At 67.6% G+C, this 24,904-nt stretch carries 24 protein-coding genes and 1 tRNA gene; 12 read left to right on the top strand and 13 right to left on the bottom strand.

What is annotated here, in order from left to right:
* Positions 1–20: 20 nt before the first annotated feature.
* The gene (locus ACFPJ1_RS17510; RefSeq protein WP_380105057.1) at positions 21–563 is read left to right on the top strand and encodes a hypothetical protein; all 543 of its coding nucleotides are present in this window, start codon (positions 21–23) and stop codon (positions 561–563) included.
* On the opposite strand, the gene ACFPJ1_RS17505 is transcribed toward ACFPJ1_RS17510, so the two are convergent.
* Positions 554–1,531, bottom strand: a complete 978-nt coding sequence (locus ACFPJ1_RS17505; protein WP_380105055.1) for a helix-turn-helix transcriptional regulator — start codon at positions 1,529–1,531, stop codon at positions 554–556. The two genes, ACFPJ1_RS17510 and ACFPJ1_RS17505, sit on opposite strands and share 10 nt — an antisense overlap.
* 85 nt (positions 1,532–1,616) lie before the next feature.
* Between ACFPJ1_RS17505 and ACFPJ1_RS17500 the strand changes: the two genes are divergently transcribed.
* The gene (locus ACFPJ1_RS17500) at positions 1,617–2,180 is read left to right on the top strand and encodes a TIGR03086 family metal-binding protein (protein ID WP_380105053.1); all 564 of its coding nucleotides are present in this window, start codon (positions 1,617–1,619) and stop codon (positions 2,178–2,180) included.
* 3 nt (positions 2,181–2,183) lie between these two features.
* Here ACFPJ1_RS17500 and ACFPJ1_RS17495 read toward each other — a convergent pair whose 3' ends face one another.
* From ACFPJ1_RS17495 to ACFPJ1_RS17485, 3 genes are read right to left on the bottom strand one after another with little or no spacing between them, the layout of a single operon-like run.
* On the bottom strand, positions 2,184–2,939 hold the full coding sequence (locus ACFPJ1_RS17495; RefSeq protein WP_380105051.1) for an SDR family oxidoreductase: 756 nt from the start codon (positions 2,937–2,939) through the stop codon (positions 2,184–2,186).
* The gene (locus tag ACFPJ1_RS17490) at positions 2,939–4,159 is read right to left on the bottom strand and encodes an acetyl-CoA C-acetyltransferase (protein WP_380105049.1); all 1,221 of its coding nucleotides are present in this window, start codon (positions 4,157–4,159) and stop codon (positions 2,939–2,941) included. The genes ACFPJ1_RS17495 and ACFPJ1_RS17490 overlap by 1 nt, the downstream gene beginning before the upstream one ends.
* A 12-nt stretch (positions 4,160–4,171) precedes the next feature.
* A complete protein-coding gene (locus ACFPJ1_RS17485; protein ID WP_380105047.1) occupies positions 4,172–5,317 on the bottom strand; it encodes an acyl-CoA dehydrogenase family protein in 1,146 nt (381 codons plus the stop codon).
* A 99-nt stretch (positions 5,318–5,416) separates the two neighbouring features.
* Between ACFPJ1_RS17485 and ACFPJ1_RS17480 the strand changes: the two genes are divergently transcribed.
* Positions 5,417–6,016 (top strand): TetR/AcrR family transcriptional regulator, encoded by a 600-nt coding sequence (locus ACFPJ1_RS17480; protein WP_380105046.1) that lies wholly within the window; start codon positions 5,417–5,419, stop codon positions 6,014–6,016.
* 159 nt (positions 6,017–6,175) lie between these two features.
* Here the strand turns inward: ACFPJ1_RS17480 and ACFPJ1_RS17475 are convergent, their stop codons facing one another.
* Positions 6,176–6,733: a YceI family protein gene (locus ACFPJ1_RS17475; protein ID WP_380105045.1), complete on the bottom strand. Its 558-nt coding sequence runs from the start codon at positions 6,731–6,733 to the stop codon at positions 6,176–6,178.
* A 137-nt stretch (positions 6,734–6,870) separates the two neighbouring features.
* Here ACFPJ1_RS17475 and ACFPJ1_RS17470 point away from each other — a divergent pair, with 137 nt between their 5' ends.
* On the top strand, positions 6,871–7,329 hold the full coding sequence (locus tag ACFPJ1_RS17470; RefSeq protein ID WP_380105327.1) for a MarR family winged helix-turn-helix transcriptional regulator: 459 nt from the start codon (positions 6,871–6,873) through the stop codon (positions 7,327–7,329).
* Between the two features lie 86 nt (positions 7,330–7,415).
* Entirely contained in the window at positions 7,416–8,057 is a 642-nt protein-coding gene (locus ACFPJ1_RS17465; protein WP_380105043.1) for an SGNH/GDSL hydrolase family protein, read from the top strand.
* A 47-nt stretch (positions 8,058–8,104) separates the two neighbouring features.
* On the opposite strand, the gene ACFPJ1_RS17460 is transcribed toward ACFPJ1_RS17465, so the two are convergent.
* The gene (locus tag ACFPJ1_RS17460) at positions 8,105–9,475 is read right to left on the bottom strand and encodes an FAD-dependent oxidoreductase (protein WP_380105042.1); all 1,371 of its coding nucleotides are present in this window, start codon (positions 9,473–9,475) and stop codon (positions 8,105–8,107) included.
* A gap of 140 nt (positions 9,476–9,615) precedes the next feature.
* Here ACFPJ1_RS17460 and ACFPJ1_RS17455 point away from each other — a divergent pair, with 140 nt between their 5' ends.
* Together ACFPJ1_RS17455 and ACFPJ1_RS17450 are read left to right on the top strand one after the other, a co-directional pair.
* Positions 9,616–10,065 (top strand): MarR family winged helix-turn-helix transcriptional regulator, encoded by a 450-nt coding sequence (locus ACFPJ1_RS17455; RefSeq protein WP_380105041.1) that lies wholly within the window; start codon positions 9,616–9,618, stop codon positions 10,063–10,065.
* Between the two features lie 224 nt (positions 10,066–10,289).
* Entirely contained in the window at positions 10,290–10,685 is a 396-nt protein-coding gene (locus ACFPJ1_RS17450) for a VOC family protein (RefSeq protein ID WP_380105039.1), read from the top strand.
* Between the two features lie 96 nt (positions 10,686–10,781).
* On the opposite strand, the gene ettA is transcribed toward ACFPJ1_RS17450, so the two are convergent.
* Positions 10,782–12,464: an energy-dependent translational throttle protein EttA gene (ettA, locus tag ACFPJ1_RS17445; protein WP_380105037.1), complete on the bottom strand. Its 1,683-nt coding sequence runs from the start codon at positions 12,462–12,464 to the stop codon at positions 10,782–10,784.
* Positions 12,465–12,755: 291 nt separating this feature from the next.
* A complete protein-coding gene (locus ACFPJ1_RS17440; RefSeq protein ID WP_380105035.1) occupies positions 12,756–13,280 on the bottom strand; it encodes a single-stranded DNA-binding protein in 525 nt (174 codons plus the stop codon).
* Between the two features lie 221 nt (positions 13,281–13,501).
* On the opposite strand from ACFPJ1_RS17440, the gene ACFPJ1_RS17435 reads away from it, so the two are divergent.
* Complete coding sequence (locus ACFPJ1_RS17435; protein ID WP_380105033.1) at positions 13,502–14,149, top strand: SRPBCC family protein; 648 nt, start codon at positions 13,502–13,504, stop codon at positions 14,147–14,149.
* 115 nt (positions 14,150–14,264) lie between these two features.
* Positions 14,265–15,152, top strand: a complete 888-nt coding sequence (locus tag ACFPJ1_RS17430) for an ADP-ribosylglycohydrolase family protein (RefSeq protein WP_380105032.1) — start codon at positions 14,265–14,267, stop codon at positions 15,150–15,152.
* Positions 15,153–15,205: 53 nt separating this feature from the next.
* On the opposite strand, the gene ACFPJ1_RS17425 is transcribed toward ACFPJ1_RS17430, so the two are convergent.
* The 3 genes from ACFPJ1_RS17425 to ACFPJ1_RS17415 all read right to left on the bottom strand — a co-directional run bounded on the left by ACFPJ1_RS17425 (position 15,206) and on the right by ACFPJ1_RS17415 (position 21,915).
* Positions 15,206–16,876, bottom strand: a complete 1,671-nt coding sequence (locus ACFPJ1_RS17425; RefSeq protein WP_380105030.1) for a GTPase — start codon at positions 16,874–16,876, stop codon at positions 15,206–15,208.
* Complete coding sequence (locus ACFPJ1_RS17420; protein ID WP_380105029.1) at positions 16,873–20,346, bottom strand: AAA family ATPase; 3,474 nt, start codon at positions 20,344–20,346, stop codon at positions 16,873–16,875. The genes ACFPJ1_RS17425 and ACFPJ1_RS17420 overlap by 4 nt, the downstream gene beginning before the upstream one ends.
* Before the next feature lie 90 nt (positions 20,347–20,436).
* Positions 20,437–21,915, bottom strand: a complete 1,479-nt coding sequence (locus ACFPJ1_RS17415; RefSeq protein ID WP_380105027.1) for a PrsW family intramembrane metalloprotease — start codon at positions 21,913–21,915, stop codon at positions 20,437–20,439.
* A gap of 196 nt (positions 21,916–22,111) precedes the next feature.
* Here ACFPJ1_RS17415 and ACFPJ1_RS17410 point away from each other — a divergent pair.
* Both ACFPJ1_RS17410 and ACFPJ1_RS17405 read left to right on the top strand, forming a co-directional pair.
* A tRNA-Arg gene (locus ACFPJ1_RS17410) sits at positions 22,112–22,188 on the top strand.
* 210 nt (positions 22,189–22,398) lie between these two features.
* Positions 22,399–22,596: a hypothetical protein gene (locus ACFPJ1_RS17405; protein ID WP_380105025.1), complete on the top strand. Its 198-nt coding sequence runs from the start codon at positions 22,399–22,401 to the stop codon at positions 22,594–22,596.
* Between the two features lie 275 nt (positions 22,597–22,871).
* Here the strand turns inward: ACFPJ1_RS17405 and ACFPJ1_RS17400 are convergent, their stop codons facing one another.
* Positions 22,872–23,891, bottom strand: a complete 1,020-nt coding sequence (locus tag ACFPJ1_RS17400) for a GNAT family N-acetyltransferase (RefSeq protein WP_380105023.1) — start codon at positions 23,889–23,891, stop codon at positions 22,872–22,874.
* 181 nt (positions 23,892–24,072) lie between these two features.
* Between ACFPJ1_RS17400 and ACFPJ1_RS17395 the strand changes: the two genes are divergently transcribed.
* Positions 24,073–24,717, top strand: a complete 645-nt coding sequence (locus ACFPJ1_RS17395; RefSeq protein WP_380105021.1) for a dihydrofolate reductase family protein — start codon at positions 24,073–24,075, stop codon at positions 24,715–24,717.
* On the opposite strand, the gene ACFPJ1_RS17390 is transcribed toward ACFPJ1_RS17395, so the two are convergent.
* Entirely contained in the window at positions 24,678–24,881 is a 204-nt protein-coding gene (locus ACFPJ1_RS17390) for a hypothetical protein (RefSeq protein ID WP_380105019.1), read from the bottom strand. The two genes, ACFPJ1_RS17395 and ACFPJ1_RS17390, sit on opposite strands and share 40 nt — an antisense overlap.
* Positions 24,882–24,904 lie beyond the last annotated feature (23 nt).

The raw sequence follows: 24,904 nt of genomic DNA, 5'->3' as shown, positions 1-24,904 counted from the left end.
ATGAGAGGTATGCTGTCACCATGACTGAGGTAGCCAGGACTTCACCGGCCGAGAGGTTGGCCGGACTGATGGTGTCGGACGGGCCGCGGGAGGAGTTCGCCGAGGCGTTTGCTCCGTTCGCGACACTGATCGGCAGCTGGGATCTCGAGGTCACGTGGTACGACGACGCCGGCGAGGTGGTGCGCGAAACCAAGGGCGAGTGGCACTTCGCCTGGGCCCTGGACGGACGGGCGGTCGCGGACATCTGGATCACGCCGAGCCGTGCGCAGCGCGCGATCGACGGAGACGGAGAGTGGGGGCTCACCATCCGGCTCCATGACCCCGAGCTCGGCGCCTTCCGCTCGACCTGGATGGGTCCCAAGCACGCGATGGTGATGACCTTCATCGGTCACCGGGGCGCCGACTCCATCACCCTGGAGGCTCGCGAACCCAAGTCCGCCAAGACCCGCTGGATCTTCACCGACATCACCCCCACCAGCTTCCACTGGCGCAACGAAGACGAAGACGCCAACGGCATCATCACCGTCCGCCAGCGCTTCACCGCCACCCGCTCTCAGCTGTAGACCTCGACGGCGGCTGTCGCGAGGCGGAGGAGCTCGGCGCGCAGGTCTGGCGGCTCCAGAACCTCGACGTCTCCACCCAAGCCCAGGAGCACCCCGCAAGCTGCTTCTCGGACGCGAAAGCGCAGTGCCACGTGGGGCCAGACGTCGTCGGGAGCAGGGACGTCGCGGGCTTGTTCACCCTTGGCCAGCATCGGGGTTGCTACGCGTCTGACCAGTTCGGCTCGCTCCGGGCGGACTCGGATGACAACGTCGACCCCGGCCGGCAGGCTTCGCTCGAGTCCGGACCGGAGGCGTTGCCACTCCTCCTGCAGGTCCAGGTCGGCCGGCCTGACCGCTGGCTCCGCCCGTGCGTCGACCTGCTGGATCCGCGACACCCGGTACATCCGGGCCACCCCTCGATGCGCGGCCACCAGATACCACCGCCCCGCCTGCTCCACGAGCCCCCAGGGGTCGACGGTACGACGTACAGGGCGTCCCGCGGTCGCTGAGGCATACCGCAGGGACACCCGCCGGCGGGTCACCACGGCCTTCCGGAGGGCGGGCAGTGCGCCGACCTCCTCGGCATCGGCGAACCACCGTCGCCGGTCCACCACGATCGCGTCCGACAACGCCTCGGCATCGCCCTGCAGTTGCAGCGGCAAGGTGGACGACAGCTTGCCCATCGCGGATTGCAGCGCATCCCGCAGCCCGAGCTCCTCCGACAATGAGGCCCGGCCGGACCACGCGAACAACGCCTGAGCCTCGCGCGGGGTCAGCCCGCTCACGTCAGCCCGGTAGCCCGGCAGGAGCACGCAGCCACCGTTGCGCCCGCGCTCTGTGTAGACCGGGACGCCAGCGGCCGACAACGCCTCCATGTCGCGCATCACCGTGCGCGTGGAAACCTCGAGCCGCTCGGCCAGCTCACGAGCGCTCAGCCGGGGATGCCGTTGCAGCAACAGGATGATCTGCAGCAACCGGTCGGCTCTCATGCCGACGATGATGCCAGGAATACCCGACAGAAGATGTCGTATATAGGGCGCGAGAGTGGTTCCGACACCTACTACTGGAGGAATCGTGACGGACCCACGCCCGATGCTCGTACTCGCCCTGGACCAGACCCAGGCCATGATCGACACCATCGGCGCCGACGACCTGGACCTGCCGACGCCGTGCCCGGAGTACGACGTCCGCGCCTTGCTGGGCCACCTGATGACTGTGGTCCGCCGGATCGACCTGGCGCTGACCGGGAACGACCCGCTGTCGATCCCGACGGTGACGCCTGGCGTGACGGACTTCCCGGCCACGTGGAAGGAGCGACGCGCGACTCTCGACGAGACGCTGTCGAACGGGTCAGTGCTCGGCCGCGCCTGCAAGCTGCCCTGGGGAACCCTGCCGGGGGTCGCCGCCATCGCCGCTTACACCGGGGAGCTCACCACGCACTCTTGGGACCTTGCCAAGGCGACCGGCCGCACCGACCTGCTGGACGACTCGCTAGCCAAGTACTGCCTGCCGCTGGTCCAGCAGTTCATCCCGGCCGAGCCTCGAGGCGGCCACGTCCCCTTCGGGCCCGTAGTACAGGTCGCGGACGACGCACCGGCGTACGACCGCTTGGTCGCCTGGGAGGGGCGTAAGCCCTAGGTGCTAGGTGACCATGCCTCCGTTGAGGGTCAGGCCGCCATCGATGGTGATGGTCTGACCCGTGATCCAGGAGGCTTCGTCGGACAGCAGGAACCAGACGAGCGACGCGACGTCCTCGGGCCGGCCTAGCCGCTTCAGCGGGTACGTCGACGCCACCTTCTCCTCGCGTCCTTCGTACAGAGCACCGGCGAACTTGGTCTTCACCACCGCGGGCGCGACCGCGTTGATCCGGATCGCCGGTGCCAGTTCCACGGCGAGCTCGATGGTCACCCGGGACAGCATCGCCTTGGTCGCGCCGTACCAGCCGATGCCCGGTGACGGCGACAGGCCGGCCACGGACGACAGGTTGACCACAGCACCGCCGTGCACGCCCATCCAGGCGTCCCGGCATGCCTTCACCCAGGCGATGGTCGCCAGCACGTTCGTGTCGACCATCTTGGCCGCCACCGCACTGTCGACGTCGAGGAGCGAGCCGTAGATCGGGTTGATGCCTGTGTTGTTCACCAGCAGATCGACAGACCCGTACGTCGCCACTGCGGCGGCTACGACACTCGCCCGGTGCTCAGGGTCGGCAGCCTTGCCCTGAACGGCCATCGCGTACTCCCGGCCGCCCAGGGACTCCACTGCCTCGTCCAACGTCTCCTGGGTGCGACCGGTGATCACCACGCGAGCGCCATCGGCCACGAGACGCTTGGCGATCGCCAGCCCGATCCCCCGGGAGGCGCCGGTGACGATCGCCGTACGGTCCTTGAGGCTCATCAGCTGAGGCGCTCGAGGACGACCGCCATACCCTGTCCACCACCGACGCACATCGTCTCGAGGCCGAACTGCTTGTCCTCGAACTGCAAGCCGTTCACCAGCGTGGTCATGATCCGGGCGCCGGTGGAGCCGAACGGGTGCCCGAGCGCGATCGCGCCGCCGTGCACGTTCAGCCGGTCCTCCTGGATGCCCAGCTCGCGGGCCGAGCCGATCACCTGGACCGCGAAGGCCTCGTTGATCTCGACCAGGTCGATGTCGTTGATGCTCATCCCGGCGCGAGCCAGTGCCTGCTTGCTGGCCTCGATCGGGCCGAGGCCCATGATCTCCGGCGACAGGCCGCTGACGCCGGTCGAGACGATCCGCGCCAGCGGGGTCAGGCCGAGTTCGCGAGCCTTGGTGTCGCTCATGATCACCACGGCCGCGGCGCCGTCGTTCAGCGGGCAGCAGTTGCCGGCGGTGACGGTGCCGTCGGGCCGGAAGACCGGCTGCAACTGGCTGACCTTCTCCAGCGTGGTGCCCGCCCGCGGGCCGTCGTCCTTGCTGACGACAGTGCCGTCCGGCAGCGTCACCGGGGTGATCTCACGCTCGAAGAAGCCGTTGTTGATCGCCTGCTCGGCCAGGTTCTGCGAGCGGACGCCGAACGCGTCCTGGTCGGCCCGGGTGATCCCCTTGAGCGTCGCCACGTTCTCCGCGGTCTGGCCCATCGCGATGTAGACGTCCGGGATCTGGCCGTCCTCGCGCGGGTCGTGCCAGGTGTCGTTGGTCTCGGCGTACTTCTCGGTGCGCTGGACCGCGTCCGCGAAGACGGTGTTGAACGAGCTCGGGTCGCCGACGCCGGCCGACCCGAAGTTCTTGTACCGCGAGACGCACTCGACGCCGGAGCTGACGAAGATGTCGCCCTCACCGGACTTGATCGCGTGGTACGCCATCCGCGCGGTCTGGGTCGACGACGCGCAGAACCGGTTGACCGTGGTGGCCGGCGTGTTGTCCCAGCCGAGCTGTACCGCGATCCGGCGGGCCATGTTGCCGCCGTGCTCGTCGTGCGGCTCGGCGCAGCCGACCATCAGGTCCTCGATCTGGTCACCGGTGAGACCGGCCTTCTCGATCGCGGCCCGGATCATCTGCACGGCCAGGTCGTCCGGCCGGATGTCCTTCAGCGAACCCTTGTAGGCCCGGCCGATCGGCGACCGCGCGGTGGAGACGATGACTGCTTCAGGCACAGCTCTTCCCTTCTACAGGCCCAGATCGCGGCCGATGAGTTCCTTCATGATCTCGTTCGATCCGGCCCAGATCTTGGTCACCCGGGCGTCCCGCCAGGCCCGCGCGACGCGGTACTCGTTCATGTAGCCGTAGCCGCCGTGCAACTGGACGCACGCGTCCAGGATCTCGTTCTGCACGTGCGCGCTCCACCACTTCGCCTTCGCGGCGTCGACCGCCGACAGCCGGTCCTCGTCGTGCGCGACGATCGCGTTGTCGACGTAGGCCTGGGTCACCTCGGCCTTGGTGACGAGCTCGGCGATCAGGAACTTGTTGTACTGGAACGAGCCGACCGACTGCCCGAAGGCCTTGCGCTGCTTCACATAGTCGACGGTCTCGTCCAGGATCTGGATCGCGTGCGCGATGTTCGACACCGCCGCGCCGACCCGCTCCTGGGCCAGCCGCTCCATCATGTGGATGAAGCCGCGGTCGACCTCGCCGAGCACGTTCTCGTCGGGCACGAAGACGTCCTCGAAGAAGAGTTCCGACGTACCGGACTCGGTCTGGCCGACCTTGTCCAACTTGCGGCCGCGGGCGAAGCCCTCCATGCCCTCCTCGATCGCGAACAGCGTGATGCCCTTCGCGCCCTTGCTCGGGTCGGTCCGGGCCGCGGTGATGACGAGGTCGGCCATGTCGCCGTTGGTGATGAAGGTCTTGGAGCCGTTCAGCACCCAACCGCCGTCGGCCTTCTTCGCGGTCGTCTTCAGCGCGGCCAGGTCGGACCCGCCGGACGGCTCGGTCATCCCGATCGCGGCGACCAGTTCACCGGAGCAGAACTTCGGCAGCCAGCGCTGCTTCTGCTCCTCCGTGCCCAGATCGACCAGGTACGGCGCGGCGCAGTCGAAGTGGATGCCGAAGCAGCTCGACAGCGAGGCGGAGACCTTCGAGACCTCCTCGGCGAACACCGCGTTGAAGCGGTAGTCCCCGACGCTGGACCCGCCGTACTCCTCCGGGACGTCGAGCCCGAGGAAACCCTGCTTGCCGGCTTCGAGCCAGGCTGCCCGGTCGATCGTCTTCTCCTCGAGGAACTGCTCCATCCGCGGCACCAGCGAGCGGTCGGCGTACTCCTTCGCGCTGGCCCGGAAAGCATCGTGGTCCTCGTTGAAGATGATGCGCTGCATCCTTGGGCCTCCCGAGTTGAGACGAATCACCCAGTGTGTTGATCTTATCGCTTGGCTAAGCGCTTGCTTAGCTTCCCGAATCTAGGGCAAGGTGTCAACGTGTCCGCAGTCACCAGTCCCCTCGTCTGGGAGCATGTCCAGCCGGCCGCCGCCCGGCGGCTGCTCACCGGCGCCATCGACGCCTTCGCCGAGCGCGGCTTCCAGGCCACGACCACACGGGACATCGCCTCCCGCGCCGGGATGAGCCCGGCCGCGCTCTACGTGCACTACCCCTCGAAGGAACGCCTGCTGTTCGAGATCAGCCTGTACGGCCACCGCGCCGCGCTCGACGTACTGCGGGACGCCGACGTGGGTGATTCGCCGCGGGACCGGCTGGCGGGGATGGTGTCGGCGTTCACCACCTGGCACGCCGAGCACCACACGATCGCCCGAGTGGTTCAGTACGAACTGGCCGCGCTGACGCCGGAGCACCTGGCCGAGGTGGCGACGATCCGGCGAGCGATCTCCACCCAGATCGAGCAGGCTCTCACCGATGGCATCGCCGACGGATCGTTCGCGGTCGAGGATCTGCCCGGCACGACACTGGCGATCCTGTCGCTGTCGATCGACGTCGCCCGCTGGTACTCCCCCGCCCGCCGCGACCCGGGCAGCCTCGGCGTCCTGTACGCCGACCTCGCGCTCCGGATGGTCCAGTCGTAGCCCTCGGACATGCCGAAGGCCCCGCACTTCCCCTCGAAAGGGGAGGCACGGGGCCTTTTTCGGATCTGCTCGGCGCCGGCGGACCGGCGTACGAGTCGACCTGTCGCCGGCGGACCGGCGTACGGGGTCAGATTTCTCGCCGGCGAACCGGCGGACGGATCAGGCCTGCAGGGCGGCCTGGACGTCGAGGTGGATGTCGACCTTGTCACCGATCAGCAGCTTGCCACCCTCCAGCGGCACGTTGAAGTCGATGCCCCAGTCCTTGCGGCTGATCGAGGCGGACGCCTCGAAGCCGATGATGGCCTGGCCGTATGCGTTCTGCTGGGCGCCGAGGAACTCGAAGGCGAACTCGATCGGCTTGGTGACGTCCTTGATGGTCAGCTCGCCGGACAGGATGTAATCGTCACCCTCCGGCTTGATCCCGGTGCTGACAAAGGTCATCTTCGGGCTGTTCTCGGCGTCGAAGAAGTCACCGGAGCGCAGGTGACCGTCGCGCTGCTCGTTGCGGGTGTGCACGGATGCGAGCTCGACGGTGACGTTGGCAGTCGACTCCTCGATCGAGTCCTTGACGACGATCTCGCCGCTGAACTCCGGGAAGGTGCCGCGGACCTTGGTCATCAGGTGACGGACGGTGAAGCCGATCTCGGTGTGCGCGACATCGAGGGCGTAGGTGCCGGCCACCAGGCCGGGAATGGTGGTGGTTGCGGTCTCGCTCATGGGGTCCTCTCGGAAGTGAAGCAGATGGGGGCGACGCGGTCTTTCGAAAGAAGTTCAAATTTCAACCGTCTGACCACGACAGTAGACAGTAACTGTTTAAAAGTCAATTACATTCCCGGTACACTGTCCCCGTGACGATGACGACTGGGACCCGGTGGCTTGACTCCGAGCAGCAGGTGGCGTGGCGCGCGTACCTGCTGGGCACTGCGCGCCTGATGGCGAAACTCGACGACGACCTCCGTCAGTTCGGCCTGGGCATCAACGACTACGAGATCCTGGTCCGGCTGTCCGAGGCGCCCGAACGCCGCCTCCGGATGGCCGAGCTCGCCGACCGGCTGCACCAGAGCCGCTCCCGGCTGACCCACACGGTTGGCCGGCTCGAGGCCGCGGAACTGGTCCGACGGACCTCCTGCAAGAGCGACAAGCGGGGTGTCTGGGCCGAGCTCACCGACGCCGGCTTCTCCCTGCTCGAGCAGGCGGCGCCGTACCACGTGGACGGCGTCCGGGAGAATCTGGTCAACCTGGCCTCGCCCGAGGACTTCGCCGCCATCGGCCGGGTCTTCGACGCCGTCTCCGAACACATCGGTCAACGCTGAGCGCTGACGACCCCATTCCCGCGGCTGAGGCCGGCGGGCGCTCGAACCTGCCCATCGAGGACAGGCTAGGGCGGGAGTTGCTCGGGATGGGTGAGCTGGTCGTGTTCCAGGGAGACTCGATCACGCACGGTGGGCGCGGGGAGACCAAGGATCCGAACCACATCCTCGGGCACTCCTACCCGTTCCTGATCGCCGCCGAGGCGGGTGCGACCCACCCGGACCTCGGCCGGCGCTTCGTGAACCAGGGGATCAGCGGTGACACCCTCGCCGCGATGACAGCCCGCTGGCAGCCGGACGTCCTCGACCTGCGACCCGATCTCCTGAGCATCCTGATCGGCGTCAACGATGTCGGCGCGATCATGGACGGTCTGTCGGAGGACCTGGACGGGTCGCGCTTCGGTGCGCAGTACGACGAACTGCTGACGCGGACGCGAGCGGCGCTGCCTGGCGTGCGGCTTGTGCTGGGTGAGCCGTTCTATCTGCCGACGAGCCCGAGGCCGGATCTGCGAGCGACCTGGGCCGCGCATGTCCACGCTCGGGCCGCGATCGTGCGGGCGCTTGCCGACTCGCACGACGCCGCGTTCGTGCCGTACCAGCAGGCGATGGACGCTGCCGCCCTGCGAGCTCCGGCGTCGTACTGGATCTGGGACGGCGTCCACCCGACGTACGCCGGCCAGCGGATCCTGGCGGACACCTGGATCTCCGCGGTCACCGCCGGTACGGCGTAACGCAGTACGGGCCGAGTCGCCAGCCGCGGGGTGATACGCGGTACGGGTCAGTTCGCCAGCGGCGGGGTGATCTCGAACGCGGTCTCGTCGCGATCAGCGCCGCGGTAGGCGAGCATCGAGTCGCGCATCCGGCGCTTGACCGGCGGCAGGTGATTGACGGTCCGCATCGCTGTGCGCATCCCGGCCAGCACGACCCGGCCGACCACTGGCTTGTGCATCGGGTCGCTCGCGCTCATCTGCGCCTTCGACTTGATCACCGCGTCGAAGCCGTACTCGATCATCTTCGCCTCGTACTCACCGAGCGCCTGGAGCAACTGCGTGCGACCGTCCCGTACCTCGATCAGCTTGCGGCACAGGAGCATCGCGTCGCGGAGGGCGGTGTTCGCACCGACACCTCGGCCGGGCGTCATCGTGTGGATCGCGTCGCCGAGCAAGGTGACGTTCGTCGTCTGCCACGGGTCGAGCGGCACCGAGGTCCAGATGTTCACCGGGAAGCAGGTGCCCGGATCGGTCAGCTCGAACAGCCTGCGCAGGTTCGGGTGCCAGTCCGGCGTGATCTTCAGTGCGAGGTCGACCAACTCCTGGCCGCGCAGGTCCATCACGTCGGCCGGCAGCTTGTCAGCCGTCGCCGACAGACCCCAGTTGATGTAGTCGCGGGTGTTATCGAACTGCAGGCCGGGCCACTGCCGGATCAGCTCCTCTGTGTTGCCGCCGATGCCCTGCTTCACGTTGCCGTCGCGGTCCCACTGGAACTCCATCACGTGCAGGATGCAGGCCAGCCCGTGCGGCGCGTTCACTATCGAGATGCCCTCGAACACCTTCGGGGGAACGAGTTTCGCGCTCTCCTCGGTGAGTGCCAGCTTGCCGGCAAGGGCGATGATCCCGGTCTCCTCGGTCTTCGCCTGCGGCAGGTATTGCCGCCGTACGCGCGAGCCCGACCCGTCCGCGGCGACCAGCAGATCACCCGTGGCTGTCGTACCGTCCGCGAAGTACGCCGTGACTCCGTGGCCGTCCGCGTGCTGCTCGTAGCGGACGAAATCCTTGCCGAACTGGACCACGTCGTCGAGGCCGGTGAGGAGCACCTGGCGAAGCGTCATCCGGCTGATCGACTTCTCACTCTCCACCGGATCGATCGAGGGCGGGATGTCGAGCGAGAGGACCTCCTTGAAGTCGTCGGTCAGCATGTTGAAGTACTTCGGGTCGCGGGCGCGGGTGGCTACGAACGTGTCGTAGAGGTGCTTCGGCAGCAACGCGTTGAGCGCGCGACTCCCGTCGGGGTCGATCCCGACGCGGTAGCCGTGCAGGCCGTCGGTGCGCAGCGCGTCCCGCTCGAACACGGCCACCTCGATGCCCGCCCGCTTCAGCCCGTGCGCCAGCGCGAGTCCCCCGGTCCCTCCACCGATCACCAGCACCTTCATCGTTCCGCCCTCCACTAAGATCAGTTCTCTCGGTCATTCAAGTATCTTGTCAATCCGAGTATCTTGGAGATCCGAGAGAAAAGCAAGACCGTCGTGTCTGGGTGGTCGTGGTCGTGGCTGCCGTGAACGTGGAGGTTGTGATGAGCACCAGAGAAGAACTCAGCGCCGAACTACAGGAGCGGATGATCCGCTTCATCGCCGACGTGATCCTGTTCAACCACGCCGTCTCGGCGAAGGTCGGCCTGGGCGCGAGCGATTCCCAGTTCATGACGCTCCTGCAGTCCTACGGCCCCCTGACGCCCCGGCAACTCTCCGAACACACCGGACTCACCTCAGGCACAGTCACCGGCGTCGTCGACCGCCTGGAGTCCCTCGGCCTGATCACTCGCCGGCCAGACCCCACCGACCGCCGCAAGGTCCTGGTCACCCCGTCCTACGAGGCCATCCAGGAGAAGCTCGCCCCTCTGTACGCCGAACAAGGCGCCCGCATGCACTCCATGCTCTCCACCCGAACCGACGAAGAACTCCGCACAATCTCCACCTTCCTGGCCGACGCCGTAACCGCCGCCCAACCCCCCAACGACATCTGACCGCCTTTCTCGCCTGAGGCGGATCGCCAGCGCGGACTGCACACCCCGCGGATCGCCAGCGCGGACTGCACACCCCGCGGATCGCCACCGCGGACGGCAGGCCCCGCGGATCGCTAGCGCGGACGGCAGGCCCCGCGGATCGCTAGCGCGGAGTGCTGGGGGCGGCACCTCGGGCCGACGCGGCTCGTGTGGAGCTGACGCGGGGGTGGCGGTAGCGTCAGGAGATGGATGGTCTGAAGATCGAAGTGACGTCGATAACCATCGCGACCCCGGACCCACGAGCGCTGGCGGCCTTCTACTCCCGCCTCCTCGACCTCCCGATCACCAGCGAAGAAGGCCCCCGCCCAGGCGCGCCCGAGACCGACGGCTGGGCCCAGATCCGCAACACCTCAGGCCCCACCCTCAACTTCGAATACGAACGGGTGTGGACCACCCCGATCTGGCCCAGCAAACCCGGCACCCAACACGTCACCCAGCACCTCGACATCCACGTCTCCGATCTGGAAGCCGCCACCACCCACGCCATCTACGCCGGCGCCACCCTCGCCCCCTACCAACCCCAAGAAGCAGTCCGAGTCCTCTTCGACCCCTCCGGCCACCCCTTCTGCCTCTTCACCTAATCCCCACCCGACCGCGACACCGCAGCGAATGAATACAAAGAGCCCACGACCGGCAGAAGTCGGCGTGGGCTCTTCGGCGCGAGAGACCGTCGCTGGTCAGTCGCGAGTGAGTTTGCGGTAGGTGACTCGGTGGGGGCGGGCCGCCTCGGCGCCCAGGCGTTCGATCTTGTTGGCTTCGTAGGCGGCGAAGTTGCCCTCGAACCAGAACCACTTGGACGGGTCCTCGTCGGTGCCTTCCCAGGCCAGGATGTGGGTCGCGACGCGGTCCAGGAACCACCGGTCGTGGGAGATCACCACGGCACAGCCCGGGAACTCCAGCAGCGCGTCCTCGAGCGACTGCAGCGTCTCGACGTCCAGGTCGTTGGTCGGCTCGTCGAGCAGCAGCAGGTTGCCGCCCATCTTCAGCGTCAGGGCCAGGTTCAGCCGGTTCCGCTCGCCACCCGACAGCACGCCGGTCGGCTTCTGCTGGTCCGGCCCCTTGAACCCGAACGACGCCACGTACGCGCGGCTCGGCATCTCGAAGTTCGCGACCTTGATGTAGTCGAGCTCGTCGGACACCTGCTGCCAGACCGTCTTCTTCGGGTCCAGCCCACCCCGCGACTGGTCGACGTACGAGATCCGGACGGTGTCGCCGAGCTTCAGCGAGCCCGCGTCCGGGGTCTCCTCGCCGACGATCATCCGGAACAGGGTCGACTTGCCGACGCCGTTCGGACCGACGACGCCGACGATGCCGGCGCGGGGCAGCGAGAAGTTCAGGCCGTCGATCAGCTTGCGATCGCCGAAGCCCTTCTCCAGCTTGTTCGCCTCCAGCACCGTGCTGCCCAGCCTCGGACCCGCCGGGATGTTGATCTCGTCGATGTCCAGCTTCTTGGAGCGCTCGGCCTCGGCCGCGAGCTCCTCGTACCGGGCGAGGCGGGACTTGCTCTTGGTCTGCCGGGCCTTCGCGTTCGACCGGACCCACTCGAGCTCGCGCTCCAGGATCTTCTGCCGCTTCGCGTCCTTGCGGCCCTCGACGACGAGCCGCTCCTGCTTGGTCTCCAGGTACTTCGAGTAGTTGCCCTCGTACCCGTAGGTGCGGCCGCGGTCGAGCTCGAGGATCCACTCGGCGACGTTGTCCAGGAAGTACCGGTCGTGGGTGATCGCCAGGACGGCGCCCGGGTACTTCTGCAGGTGCTGCTCGAGCCACAGCACGGACTCGGCGTCCAGGTGGTTGGTGGGCTCGTCCAGGAGCAGCAGGTCAGGCTGCTGCAGGAGCAACTTGCACAGGGCCACCCGGCGACGCTCACCACCGGACAGGGTGTCCACCAGCACGTCCGGCGGCGGGCAGCGCAACGCGTCCATCGCCTGCTCGAGCTGAGCATCGACGTCCCACGCGTTGCGGTGGTCGAGCTCCGTCTGCAGGTCACCCATCTCGCCCAGCAGCGTGTCGTAGTCCGCGTCCGGATCGGCCAGCTCGGCGGAGATCTCGTTGAAGCGGTCGAGCTTCTTCTTGGTGTCGCCGACTCCTTCCTCGACGTTCTCCAGCACCGTCTTGCCCTCGGTCAGCGGAGGTTCCTGCAGCAGGATCCCTACCGTCGCACCCTCGGCCAGCCGCCCCTCACCGTTCGAGGGCTGATCCAGCCCCGCCATGATCTTGAACAGCGAGGACTTGCCGGTGCCGTTCGGCCCGACGACCCCGATCTTCGCGCCGGTCAGGAAGTTCAGCGTGACGTTGTCGAGAACGACCTTGTCGCCGTGCGCCTTCCGGACATTGCGAAGCGTGTAAATGAATTCCGCCATGCCCCAGAGCCTATGCGCTCGCCCCCTCCCAACCCCAACCGCCCGTCCACGCGCTCACCCGCACCAGTTCGCCCACCCACAGAACAAGTCACCACCACCTCCACACACCCAGCCCACGGTGACCCGGCTCACACCTCATGAACCGGGGCACCACGACGTGTGCCCGGCCGTGTGGAGTGCGGTCGGCCATCACGTGCGTCGCCGCCGTTGCCGGTACAGCGCGGTACACGGTGGTGCTGATGCCGGCCGAGACGGCGCCGCTGATCGAAGCTGCAGGCGGTACGCGCGTCGTCAGGCGGCCTCCTGTTCCTGGGGCGGGAGGGAGGCCGCGGCTATTTCTTCTGCGGGGAAGGGGTGTGGTTCGTCCTGGTGATGGTCGGCTTCGGCTCGGGTGGAGAGGTCTCGCATCTCGGTATCGAGGGTGCTGGGGGCTTCGGGGAGCTGGGTCTGGGGTGGGTTCTTGGTGAAGGTGGCCGTGCCGCGAGTGAGATCGTGGCCGACGGAGAACGCGTCGAGGACCGTGCGGCTCTTCATCTGGCCCTCCTCGAGCCACTCCGTGGTCTTGAGGCGGCCGGTGACGACGACCGGGTGGCCTCGCCGCAGGGATTCGTTGACGTTCTCGGCGAGGGTCCGCCAGCACTCCACGGTGAACCAGGTGGTCGGCCGGTCGACCCAGGCCTGTTTGGTTCGGTCGTACTGGCGTGGGGTGGTTCCGAGCCGGAAGGAGGCCAGTGCCACCCTGCCCGAAACCTCCTTGAACTTGATGTCGCTGCCGACCCGGCCCTGCAGGCTCAGATAGGTCTCACCGACGCTCATGTCGTGCACCTTCCCTTCGGTCTCTTCTGTGCTGACACCAGAGAAGATGCACGTCTCGCACCCAGATTCACGCTCCGACTTCGCAACCTGGGGACAACTCGCTATCTCAGCCTTGACTTATATAAGTGGGACCCGGCAGTCTTGGCCCATCAGGCCATGTACCCGGACCGCCCGGCACTGAGGCGTCCGCAGGCGAGTGCCGTCCGACGAGAGGGAAGACAGTGATAGACATCCTCGACCAGATCAACGCGATCCATCGCCAGGTCAGTCAGACCGGCGAGGAGGTCCGCGTGGTGCTCCAGCGCACCTACTCCGCAGAGGTCGAGGAGGTCTGGGACGCGCTCACCGATCCCGAGCGGATGCGCCGCTGGTTCATGCCGATCAGCGGCGAACTGAAGGTCGGCGGCAGCTACCAGCTCGAGGGCAACGCCGGCGGCGAGATCCTCGAGTGCGAGCCGCCGGAACGGTTCAAGGTCTCCTTTGGCGGGCCCACGAGCATCGTCGAGATCGAGCTGACGCCGGGACCGGGCGAGACGACCAACCTCCAGATGGACCACTCGGTGCCCGCGGACTTCGGCGGTGCCGGTGGCGCTCTGTACGTCGGTCCCGGCTGGGACGGCGGCCTGATGGGCCTCGCGCTCTACCTCGACGGGAAGATCACCGAGGACATCGACCCGACCGAGATGGCCAACTCCCCCGAGGTCATCGAGTTCGGCAAGTACTCGATCCGCGCCTGGCTCAAGGTCGTCCGCGAATCAGGCCTGATCAGCGACGAGGAAGTCCAAGCAGCCGCCGAAGCCTCAGTCGCCCAGTTCACCCCGGGCACTTCAGTAGAAGACATCGACAACCTGGAAGACCCGGCCAAGTAACCCGCGCCCGTACTGCGGACCCGCCGACGCCTGGCGGTTCCGCAGTACGGGTACAGAGCGGAGGCGACTGGTCGGGATCACTGGCGGGTTCGAGGCCCTGCGATGATGGTCGGCGATGACCATCGACCGCCGAACGAAAGCGCTGAACTCCCTACACGGATTGGCCCTCGGCGACGCACTGGGTTCCCAGTTCTTCGTCCCCGCCAACTACCACTTCCTCGAGCAGCAAGACCTTCCGCCCGGTCCTTGGCAATGGACCGATGATGCCGAGATGGCTTGCTCGATCTTCGCTGCGCTACAACGGACCGGGGGCATCGACCAGGACGAGCTGGCGACGAGCTTCGCTGATCACCATGACTTCGATCGCGGTTATGGACCGGGTATGAACCGGATGCTGCGGTTGGTTCGGCAGGGTGGGGCGTGGCGGGAGCTTGCTGTCGAGTTGTTCGATGGGCAGGGCTCTTGGGGGAACGGCGCTGCCATGCGGGTCGCGCCGCTTGGCGCGTGGTTCGCTCACGATCCGTATGAGGCGGCGCAGGAGGCTGCGCTGTCGGCTGAGGTCACTCATGCGCACCCTGAAGGTGTGGCGGGTGCGGTCGCAGTTGCCGTGGCTGCAGCGATCGCGGCTGGGCAGACATCGCCGGAGCCGCGCGACTTCCTGGACCAGGTTCTGGAGCACGTGCCGCCCGGGCGTGTGTACGAAGGGATCCGCGCGGCCCGGGGCATGGCGAACATGCCGTCCGCCGAGTTCGCGGCGTACGAGTTGGGCAACGGTCGCCACACAAGTGCTCGCGACACCGTGCCCTTCGCGCTCTGGGCGGCCGCCCGCAACCTCACCGACTACGAGCAGGCCTTCTGGACGACGGCCGGCGCGGGCGGGGACGTCGACACCACCTGCGCCATCGTCGGCGGGATCGTCGCTGCACAGGTCGGCCTAGAGGGACTACCCCAACGCTGGCGCGCAGCCTGCGAGCCACTGCCCGACTGGGCCGGGACAACCTAAGCAGGAGCTGCCTGTACTGCGGAACGCGCCGCGCCAGCGTTCCGCAGTACGGGTCAGGATCGGGCGATCGCCAGTTTGTCGCGGCAGATCGTGTAGGCGTCGAGCTCTTCGCGGGCCGGGGCGATGACGTGGCTGTCGGCAACCTTCTCCAGCTCGCCGCGGAGGGCCTTCGCGATCAGGCGGGCGCGACGGCTGGCACCGGTGGAGGCGAACAACCGGCAGGCGGCCGATACCGCGACACCCAACAGTGCTCCGCCGATCAGCATGATCGTGGCGTACGGAATCCCCTGCCACTTCGGCAGCGCGTAATCGTCCACCTGCAGGAAGGCGGACAACAGCAACCACACGGCTCCACCCAGCGCGACCAGGAAGAGCAGCCACTGCAGGAAGCGCGCCGCAGCCCACCAGCTGGGGTTGTTGTTGGCCCCGAGGTCAGTACGCGCCACTGCCTGGTCCAACTCGTCTCCGAGGGACTCCTCGCGCTTGCGGATCGCAGTACGGACCGAGTCGGCCCAGGGGCGGGACAACCCGGCTGCGGCCTTGTTGGTGATGTTGCGGACGGCCGTATCCATCCGGGCCCGCTGCACGGGTGTTGCCGCGGGCAACGACGACCGCGCGATCGAGACCTCGTTGGACGCCGACTTCCGCAGCGCCTTGCTCTGCTGTCTCGGCACCTGGTCCAGGTGCAACCGGCGCAGCGGATCGGGCCGGAAGCGACCGAGCCACTTCGTGACTGGCCAACCGGTCGCTGCACTTGCCCGCTGCAGGTACGACCGGCGTACGGCCTCGACTACGACCGGGACGCCACTCGCGTCAGCCAGCGCGTCCACCAGCTCGGTGATGTCGGACTGGGCGATCTCAGGAGTCTTGGCGTTGCCACACTGACTCGCCATCCGGTCCGAGACCCGGTCGGCGTCCGCGGCCAGGCGCTCGCGTGCGGCCCGCTTGGCGTTGACCCGCTTGACCAGCAGCGTCCGCAGGTCGTCCAGCCCGGCACCACTTACCGCTGACGTGGCAACGATCGTCGGGCTCTTCAGGCCGTCCGACTTCAGCAGCCGGGTCAGGTCGGCCACGCAGCTCTTGCGCTGCTCTTCGGTCAGCCTGTCGGCGTGGTTGAGCGCGAACGCCATGATCGACGAGTGCGACGCGAACGGCTTGATGTAGCGGTTGTGCAGCGCGGCGTCGGCGTACTTCTGCGGGTCGACCACCCAGATCAGTACGTCGACAAGCTCCACCAGGCGATCCACGATCAGCCGGTGCTCCACCTCGGTCGAGTCGTGGTCGGGCAGGTCCAGCAGAACCAACCCGTCCAAGTCCTCCGACTGTGCTTCCTCCAGCGAGCTGCGGTGCTGCACCTGGTGACGGCGCGGGATCCCCAGCCAGTTCAGGAGTTCACCGGCGGGCTCCTCGCCCCACACACAGGCCAGCGGCATCGAGCTGGTCGGGCGGCGAGTACCGATCGCGGCCAGGTCCAGTCCCGTCAGCGAATTGAACAGCGACGACTTGCCCGAGCCGGTCGCACCGGCCAGCGCCACCACAGTCAGGTCGCCGGACATCCGGAGCCGTTGCCCTGCCCGGTCCACGATCTGCGAGGCCTCGCTCAGAACCACCTGGTCCAGCCGTCCCCGTCCGGCCTCGGTGGCGTCCTCGAGCGCCTCGATCTTCGTCAGGACATCGGTAGAGCCCCTCACCAGGCCCTTGACCGTATCCACTAATCCCGTCACGTGCAGTCCTCCACCGCGCGCGCGGCCTCCGTCAGTTGCCTGGGTGTGTCGGGATCGACCGGATGTTGGTCGAGCACAGCCAGATAGCGGGCGAATTCGGCATCCATCAGGGCATGAACCTTACCGTCAAGGTCGTCGCGGGCCTTGGCAGCCAGGGTACGAACCGCCTGGTCGCCAAACACGGCCTCCAGCAGCTTCTGCCCGACCACCGCGGTTCCGAGTCCGGCGCCCACCTCGGCGCCGGTGGGGATCCCCGCAGTACTGGCGAAGATGACGATCATCAGCGACAGTCCGAGCCCGTTCACGCCGTACGCCAGGATGCGCGCGGTGGAACGCTTGTCGGCGCCTTCCTTGCGCACCAGGTCGAGCACGTAGCCCTGCCACTCACGGACCAGGCGGCCTGCCTCGGCAGGGAACTCCTTCGACATCCGGCCCATGTCGCGGTCGCCCGCTGCCAGCAACTGGCGTCCGGCGGCCGTCGACTGCCACGACTCCTCCGCGCGCTCTGCTGCCGCCTCGGCATGCTCCCGCAGCAGGGACTCCAGCCCGGATTCCACCGCGTCGTTGAGGTCCCGCGTCGGCGGCGGCTTGCCCACGACCGAGGTACGGACCTTGTCGCGCATCCGGCCGACGTTGGTCTGCAGGCCCTTCAGCAGTTCACCCGTGCCGACGAACTCCTGCCAGCGCGCGAGCACCTCACCGCGCAGCATGGTGCCGTCCTGGGTCGCCGTGGCGATGTCCTTGGCCGCTCGCTCGTACGCCGTCTCCGCGGTCTGCCGGAGATCCGCCGCGGTGTCCGCCTGAGCCCGAACGGCCTTGGCGAACGCGGGGGCCTTCTTCGTCATCGCGGTGACCGCGCCGTGCAGGGTCCGCCGTACGACGGCCGACCGGGCATCGGCGTCCGCTGCCAGGTCGATCAGCCAGTCCTTGATCGAGGCAACCACCTCGGACGGCAGCATTCCGTTGCCGTCGACCACTGTTTCCTTGATGCTGAACAGCGGCGAGTCACCGAGGCCGCGTTCGAGCAGCATCTGCGCGAGGTGCCCGGTGATGTCGTCGATCGTGTCGGCCGGCGCCCGGTCGAGCACCACCGCGACCGCCGTACTCCGGTCCGACGCGCTCTGCAGGAAGTCCCACGGCACGGCATCGGCGTACCGCGCGGCGGTGGTCACGAACAACCAGAGATCCGCCGCGGCCAGGAGCTGGGTGGCGAGATCCCGGTTCGCCTCGACCACCGAGTCGATGTCGGGGGCATCGAGAATCGCCAGACCCTGCGGAACGGTGTCGGAGGCAACCAAACGGATCTGCCCAGGGTCCTCCATCCCGCCCGGGCTGTCACCGCTGGACCGTGCCATGCCGGGCAGCACGCGGTCCCCGGCGAACCATTCGGCGTCGGCCGAGTTGTGGATGAGGACAGGCGACCGCGTGGTCGGCCGGAGTACGCCGGGCTCGCTGACGACCTCGCCGATCAGGGAGTTCACCAAGGTCGACTTGCCGGCGCCGGTCGAACCACCGACGACGGCGAGCACCGGAGCCTCGAGCTGAACCAACCGCGGCAGGACGTAGTCGTCGAGCTGATCGAGCATCTCCTTCTGCTGCTGCCGGGCCTCATCAGCGCCGACAACATCCAGCGGCAACCTGCTACTGGCCAGAGCACCCCGAAGCCGCATCAGCGCCGTAATCAACGCCATGGCCGCTTGCTCGGCGGCGACCTCCTCCACCGACTTCGCAGCCGGCTCCTCCACAAGCTCCTTTGCAGCCTGCCCCTGAGCCTTCCCAGCCGCCCCAGCCGCTGGCTGCCCCTCAGCCTGCGCGGCGTCGCCGTCAGCCTGCTCCACGTCGCCGTCACCGTGCTCGGCGTCAGGCTGACCATCGCCCGACTCCCCGTCAACTGCAGGCTCGTCGCCGCTTGCAGAGTCGCTCTCGGCCGCAGCCTCACCATCGGCGCCGCCCTCGCCTGCAGACTTGTCATCGCCTGCAGACTCGCTCTCGGCTCCGGGCTCGTCCTGGACCTGTACTACGTCGACGGCGGCCTGCGCAGCTGCTTCGTTTTCATCGGCAGGCGCGTCGTCCGCCTGCCCGGCAGGCACGTCGTCGGACCCCTCAGCCGGCGGTGCATCATCGGCAGCCTGCTCGCCAATACCCGCATCGGCCGATGTCTTGTCAGCAGGCACGGCCTCGCCGGATGCATCAGCACCGGCCTCGGCCTGGTCGGTCTTCGACTCAGGGTTGTCGTCGGTAGACGCGTCCTCGGCAGCATGCTCAGCGGCCGCATCGTCGGCAGATTGCTCGCCGACAACCTCCTCGGCCGGTGCCTCGTCGGCGGGCACAGCCTCATCGGCCGCATCACCAGCATCCTCAGCCTGTTCGACCTCCGACTCAGACCCTCCGTCAACCGCGTCGGTCTGCTCCGCAGCACCTTCGTCAGCAGCATCCTCAACGGACGCAGCTTCGTCGGGCGCAGCCTCGGATCCCTCGGCCGCAGCGTCGCCCCCAGCCTCGTCGGCGGGCGCCTCGTCGGCTGCATCCCCGGAACCCTCACCTACAGGCTCGCCCACAGGCTCCTCGGCCGATGCCTCGTCAGCGGGCACAGCCTCGCCGGCCGCATCACCCGCGTCCTCAGCCTGTTCGACCTTCGGCTCAGGCGTCTCGTCAACCGCGTCGGCCTGCTCCACGACAGGCTCGTCAGCAGCGTCCACCGTCGGCTGCTCGACTGCCGGATCGTCGACTGCAGGATCGTCGGACGATTCCTCGGTCGACTTCGCGGACTTCTTCTTCGAGGCCGGCTGCTTGGGGAGGCCGATGATGATCTCGCCGTACTCCATCGGGAATCCGTCCGGCGACTCATCAGGCTCGTACACAACCCCGACCCTCGGCCGCGGCTCTGCCTCGACCTGCTCCTCAGCAACAGCCTCGGAGTCGGCAGCTTCAGAATCCGCAGGCTCGGCAACAGCAGTCTCGTCGGGCTCGTCAGCGGCCACATCCTCAGCCGCCTCGTCCTTCTTGTCCGCATCTTCCTCTGCCGCGTCAACTGGCTTGGCGCCAGCTTCAGCGCTCGCAGCCTTAGCGCTCGATGCGTCGGACTCCGCGTCAGGCTTCCCCTCGGCACCGTCCTTCACCTCGGCTGCATCGTCCCCGGACTCGACCTTCTTGTCCTGGGCACCAGCAGCAGTGTCTTCAGCAACCGCCTTCGGGGCATCAGCAGCAGCCACCTCGCCAGACGGCTCGACCGAGCCACCCGCAGCCGCGGCCGCAGTACCGGCCGGCGTGGCGTCCGGGGTACCGACCGGGGCGGGGGCGTCCGCAGTACTGGCCGCCTTGCGTTTGCGGCGGCGCCAGAATCCTTTGCCTTTGGCATCGGTTTCGGTGATCAGCTTCGCGAGGTCCTGGGCAGCCTGATCCTGGGCCGGAACCTTCGGCTCTCCCGAACGCTCCGAACCCTCACCAGCTGCTGACCTGGTGTCAGCCACGGCTACCGCCCACGAGCACAGAGTGCCCGGTAGGACAGCGCAGAAGCAAAGTCATCTTCATCCCCGTTTGGCGGCGTGGACGGGTGGCAGTCACTGCGACGGTGGATAGGGACCGTATCCTCCCGGCGGTCCTTGCGGTCCAGGGGGTCCCGGCGGGTAGCCGGGCTGGGCCGCTGGGTAGCCGGGCTGGCCCGGTTGATACGCGGGTTGTTGCCCGTTCGGGTACCCAGGCTGAGGCTGTGGATAACCCCCCTGTGGATACCCACCCGCCGGCGGTCCGGCCTCGAACTGCGGCTGGGTGAGCGGTACCTGGGGTGGTCCGGCCTGGGCGAACGCGGGCATCGGCGGGAACGGGACGCTCGGGCGGCGGGCGCGAAGCTCGTCGAGCAACTGCTTCTCCGTCACCAGCGCCTCCGGCCCGATCACCTGGCGGACGATCTTGTCCCGCAGATAGGCGAGCTCCGTCGCGTTCTGCTGGAACGCCTTGGCCGCGGCCTCAGCCTGTACGCCGTACCGCTTGGCGTTCTGGCGGAGCGCCTTGCGGCCGCGCAGGGTGGCGATCAGCGGCACGTCCTGCGGGACCAGCCAGCCGAAGCGCACGTAGTCGTACAGCCGCGACGCGATCATCTGCCCCTCGCGGGACCGCATCACCAGGGCGAACACGACCATGCCGATGAAGATCGGCACCATCAGGAACAGGTACACGGTGATGAAGCCGCCGCCACCGGCCCAGCTCGCACCGCCGTTCCACAGCCCGTGGGCGAGCACCGCGGCGAGATAGCCGACGACCGGGGCCAGGAAGCGCACGGCCGTACTGCGGTGCCGTACTGCGATACCTATCCCGATCGCGGTGAACGACGTGAAGAGTGGATGCGCAAACGGGGAGATCAGCCCGCGGATCACGAACAGCACGAACGCGCCCCGGAGTCCGGCGTCGCTGCCGGCCTCCTCGGAGAGCTGGTTGAAGATGCGGCCGTAGTACAGGATGTTCTCGGTGAAGGCGAAGCCGACGCCCACCATGCCGGCGTACACGAGCGCGTCGATGATCCCGTCGAACTCCTTGCGGCGCAGCAGCGCCAGCAGCAGGATGATCGAGCCCTTCGCGAACTCCTCCACCGGCGGTGCCACGAACACCGCGGACCGGTTGCCGCCGCTCCCGGTCTCATGCATCCACTCCGACACCTGGGTGTTGATGAAGATGGCCGCCAGGGTCGCGATGAAGGCACCCCAGCACAGCGCTACCAGGATGTACTTGGCCGGCTCCGGTTCGTAACGGTCCAGCCAGAGATAAAGCGCGATCACCGGGATGACTGGGATGAAAGCGAAGATGAGTCCCCACGTGAAGCCGCCCGCGCCGGTCGACTTGGCCACGATCGCGAAGATCGCCAGCCCGGCGATCGCGAACACCACAGCGATGCCGACACCGATCAGGATCCCCTGGTTGCGCCGCTGCCCCGGCACCGGGTGCGTGCCGAACGTGTTCGGCTGCTGGGGCGGGCCGCCGGCCGTGTAAGCCGACCCAGCCACCGGTTGCGGCGACTCGGTCGGGCCTGGAGAGGGGTAACTCATGCCCGCAGCCTAGTTGTACCCCTCCCACCGTCACAGGACAGCCCACGCAGCGTTACAGGGATGGAACGACAACCTCGTACTTACCGGTAGCCAGAACCCGTACGCCGTACGCCCCGGGGACGCGCCCAGGAACCCACGAGCACGATCACCCCGCCATCTGAGAGACTCTGATCCGTGCCGGGCCCACCCCGGCCGAGCGCCCGTAGCTCAGCTGGATAGAGCGTCGGACTTCTAATCCGTTGGTCGCAGGTTCGAATCCTGCCGGGCGCGCCACCCTTGACCTGCGGATATGCCCCACTAGGCATTTCCGCCGAACCTGCGGCGACGGCCACCGTCCGACGGCTCGAGGCGCCGCAAGAGTTCGACAACGCCACACCTGGGAGCCCGACCCACACCGGCTGACCGCTGGACGCAGCCGTGTGGTTTCTGTCGGCGGCGCCGGTGATCATCGAAGCATCGCGAGGGTGATTGGCGGCGACGCTGATGGCACGGAATCAGCAGACAGTCAGACTGTCCGGAGGACCCGGCAACGGCCAGGTCTTCTACATCGACGACTGGGAAGAACGCCGCCGCGCCGCCGAACGCATGGGCAGATCACCAGACGACGTCCGCGGCTGGGCACTCGGGTACCGACCCGAGCAGCCAGGCTCGGATATCTGGGTCTGGACTGGCGGCCGATAGGTGCCGCTACTTTCAGCGGTCGACGCCGCCCTGTTCGCCGTCGGTGGTGAAACCGGCTTATGGGACGACAACGGCCACCCCGCACCCTGGCCGGACGACATCGACGAATAGACACCCGCCACCAGCCCTTCTACTGACTTTCAAAGCGTGGGGTATCGCGGGCGGGGTGTGGCTGACACTGTTCACGGGGGTCGGCGTCGGCGCGCTCGTCTACGGTGCGTCGCTGCTCGGCCTTCGATGCCCTCGGCATCAGAGTCCGCCTCGCCGGGTTGTGGTTATGTGGCCGGCACCGACAGTTGGAAGACCGACCAGCCGTCCACCGGCTGGAAGCCGAGCATTGCGTTGACCGCCCGCATGTGCGTGTTCTCTTCGGCGTTCCACGCGTCGATGACGCGCAGCGCCGGCTCGTGTGCCCGTGTGTACGCATGGTTGGCCGACTTCACGATCAGACCGAGACGCCGACCTCGGTGGGCCGGCTCGACGATCGTGACCCGCTGCCGCGCGTGAGTGTCGTCGTTCGCCTCGAACGACAGCTTGGTGCGGGCGACGATCTGGCCGCTCGCGTCGTGCCGGGCCGCCGTCGAGTAGGAGCGGTGGCCGCGACCCAGTTCGGTCGCCTCCTGGCCGCGGACCCGGGCGGCGTCGTACAACTCCTGCTCGACCACCAGGTCACCGGTGGGGGCGTCGAGCATGAGCCGGCTCTGCAGCGCGGCGACGTCCTCGATGATCTCTTCGGGTGCCGCGTCGCGCCACTGCACCAGCGAGTACCCGTCCGCGTGGGTCCACGCCTCGGCGAGTGTCGCCTCGTCGCCCCCCGAATGGTCGGCGATCTGGCATCGGGACCTGATGCTGGTCACGCCGGGCAGCTGAGCGCGGTTGGTGAGGTAGCGGTAGCCGGCCTCGTCGCGGGCAACGCCGCCAGGCAGTGCCCGAACCGTCTCGATCTCGATCACGCTCCGGTGGTGCCGTCGGGCGGCCGCGTAAACCTCCTCCAGCAGCCTGGTGCCGATGCCGCGGCGCCGGTACTGCGGGTGCACGATCAGCTCTAGGTAGACCATGCTCAGGTTCTCCGCCTGGGGCAGCAGGTACGACGCGGCACCGACCACCCGGTCGCCGTACCAGGCCAGCAGCGCTTCTTCGGTCAATGCGGGCCACGGGTGCTCGAACCGGGCCGTGTGTTCCTGTCGGCTGGGCGTGGGGAAGTCGGGCAGGTCGTGGCGGGTGACCGCGACCATCAGGTCGTACCACTGGCCCATCGCCACGGAGTCGGCCGGATCGAGCTGCGTGATGGTCATGCCCGCATCGTCCGGCGGGCGTGACCGATCAGCAATTGAATTACTCCACCAGCCTGAGCGCCCCGAAACCTTCGCGCTGTCGGATCGCTGACAACCGGCGTACCAGAAAGTCCTCGAACGAATCCGGGAGGCGGTGTCGAATCGGGGCAAAGGCGTTCGTAGCGGAGGTGAGAGGCCGCCCATGACGGGCGCCCCCACGGAGAAGGGAACAGCGATCATGAAACTGACGACCATGACGCAAGTCACCGTCGATGGAGTGATGCAGGGAAACGGCGGCGCGTCGGAAGAGGACCGCAGGAACGGATTCGAGCGCGGTGGATGGGCCCTGGGGGTGGGCGACAACGAGACCATGACGTTCATCAACCAGACCTACCAGCGCGCCGACGCGTTTCTGTTCGGCCGGCGGACCTACGAGATCTTCGCCGCCCACTGGGGAGCGATAACAGATCCGGGCAACCCCATCGCAGCGCCCTTGAACACAAAGCCCAAGTACGTTGCATCGAAGACGCTCACCGAAGCTCGCTGGGCGAACACGACCGTCCTCTCCCGTGACCTCGCGGCGGCAATCGGTGAGCTGAAAGCCAAGCCGGGAGGCGAGCTGCAGGCGCACGGCAGCGGTGCCCTGGTCCGATGGCTGCTCGAAAACGACCGGGTCGACGAGATCACCCTGCTCGTCGTCCCAGTGGTCCTCGGCCAGGGCATGCGGCTGTTCCCCGACACCGGCCCGGACCTTGCGCTAGACCTGGTCGACTCGCGAACCGATTCGAAGGGCGTAGCGATCCAGGTCTACCGGCCCGCCGGGCGCCCGCAGTATGCAACCGACTGAAGCCAATGTGGGCAACCCCCGTAAAGGTAGGTGCCCATCGGCCGCTCGAAGTCATTGACGAACGCGAACAGTTCCTCATCGGGGGCCGCCCACTCGAAACTGCCGCTCTTGTCCTCGACATAGCCGTCCAGGGATGCGATAGCAGAGTAGATCAGCTTGGCCACGTCAAACCTCCATCGTCCTTGAG

Origin of the sequence: Kribbella qitaiheensis (genome assembly GCF_042657745.1) — a bacterium.
GTDB classification, from domain to species: Bacteria; Actinomycetota; Actinomycetes; order Propionibacteriales; family Kribbellaceae; genus Kribbella; species Kribbella qitaiheensis.
This window is presented reverse-complemented; position numbering and strand designations above follow the sequence as displayed.

Coding starts and splice junctions, on each gene's coding strand:
- ACFPJ1_RS17505 (WP_380105055.1), bottom strand. CDS start 1,531: ATGAGAGCCGACCGGTTGCTGCAGATCATCCTGTTGCTGCAACGGCAT.
- ACFPJ1_RS17510 (WP_380105057.1), top strand. CDS start 21: ATGACTGAGGTAGCCAGGACTTCACCGGCCGAGAGGTTGGCCGGACTG.
- ACFPJ1_RS17495 (WP_380105051.1), bottom strand. CDS start 2,939: ATGAGCCTCAAGGACCGTACGGCGATCGTCACCGGCGCCTCCCGGGGG.
- ACFPJ1_RS17485 (WP_380105047.1), bottom strand. CDS start 5,317: ATGCAGCGCATCATCTTCAACGAGGACCACGATGCTTTCCGGGCCAGC.
- ACFPJ1_RS17405 (WP_380105025.1), top strand. CDS start 22,399: ATGGCACGGAATCAGCAGACAGTCAGACTGTCCGGAGGACCCGGCAAC.
- ACFPJ1_RS17400 (WP_380105023.1), bottom strand. CDS start 23,891: ATGACCATCACGCAGCTCGATCCGGCCGACTCCGTGGCGATGGGCCAG.
- ACFPJ1_RS17465 (WP_380105043.1), top strand. CDS start 7,416: ATGGGTGAGCTGGTCGTGTTCCAGGGAGACTCGATCACGCACGGTGGG.
- ACFPJ1_RS17455 (WP_380105041.1), top strand. CDS start 9,616: ATGAGCACCAGAGAAGAACTCAGCGCCGAACTACAGGAGCGGATGATC.
- ACFPJ1_RS17395 (WP_380105021.1), top strand. CDS start 24,073: ATGACGGGCGCCCCCACGGAGAAGGGAACAGCGATCATGAAACTGACG.
- ACFPJ1_RS17470 (WP_380105327.1), top strand. CDS start 6,871: ATGACGACTGGGACCCGGTGGCTTGACTCCGAGCAGCAGGTGGCGTGG.
- ettA (WP_380105037.1), bottom strand. CDS start 12,464: ATGGCGGAATTCATTTACACGCTTCGCAATGTCCGGAAGGCGCACGGC.
- ACFPJ1_RS17440 (WP_380105035.1), bottom strand. CDS start 13,280: ATGAGCGTCGGTGAGACCTATCTGAGCCTGCAGGGCCGGGTCGGCAGC.
- ACFPJ1_RS17430 (WP_380105032.1), top strand. CDS start 14,265: ATGACCATCGACCGCCGAACGAAAGCGCTGAACTCCCTACACGGATTG.
- ACFPJ1_RS17450 (WP_380105039.1), top strand. CDS start 10,290: ATGGATGGTCTGAAGATCGAAGTGACGTCGATAACCATCGCGACCCCG.
- ACFPJ1_RS17475 (WP_380105045.1), bottom strand. CDS start 6,733: ATGAGCGAGACCGCAACCACCACCATTCCCGGCCTGGTGGCCGGCACC.
- ACFPJ1_RS17415 (WP_380105027.1), bottom strand. CDS start 21,915: ATGAGTTACCCCTCTCCAGGCCCGACCGAGTCGCCGCAACCGGTGGCT.
- ACFPJ1_RS17460 (WP_380105042.1), bottom strand. CDS start 9,475: ATGAAGGTGCTGGTGATCGGTGGAGGGACCGGGGGACTCGCGCTGGCG.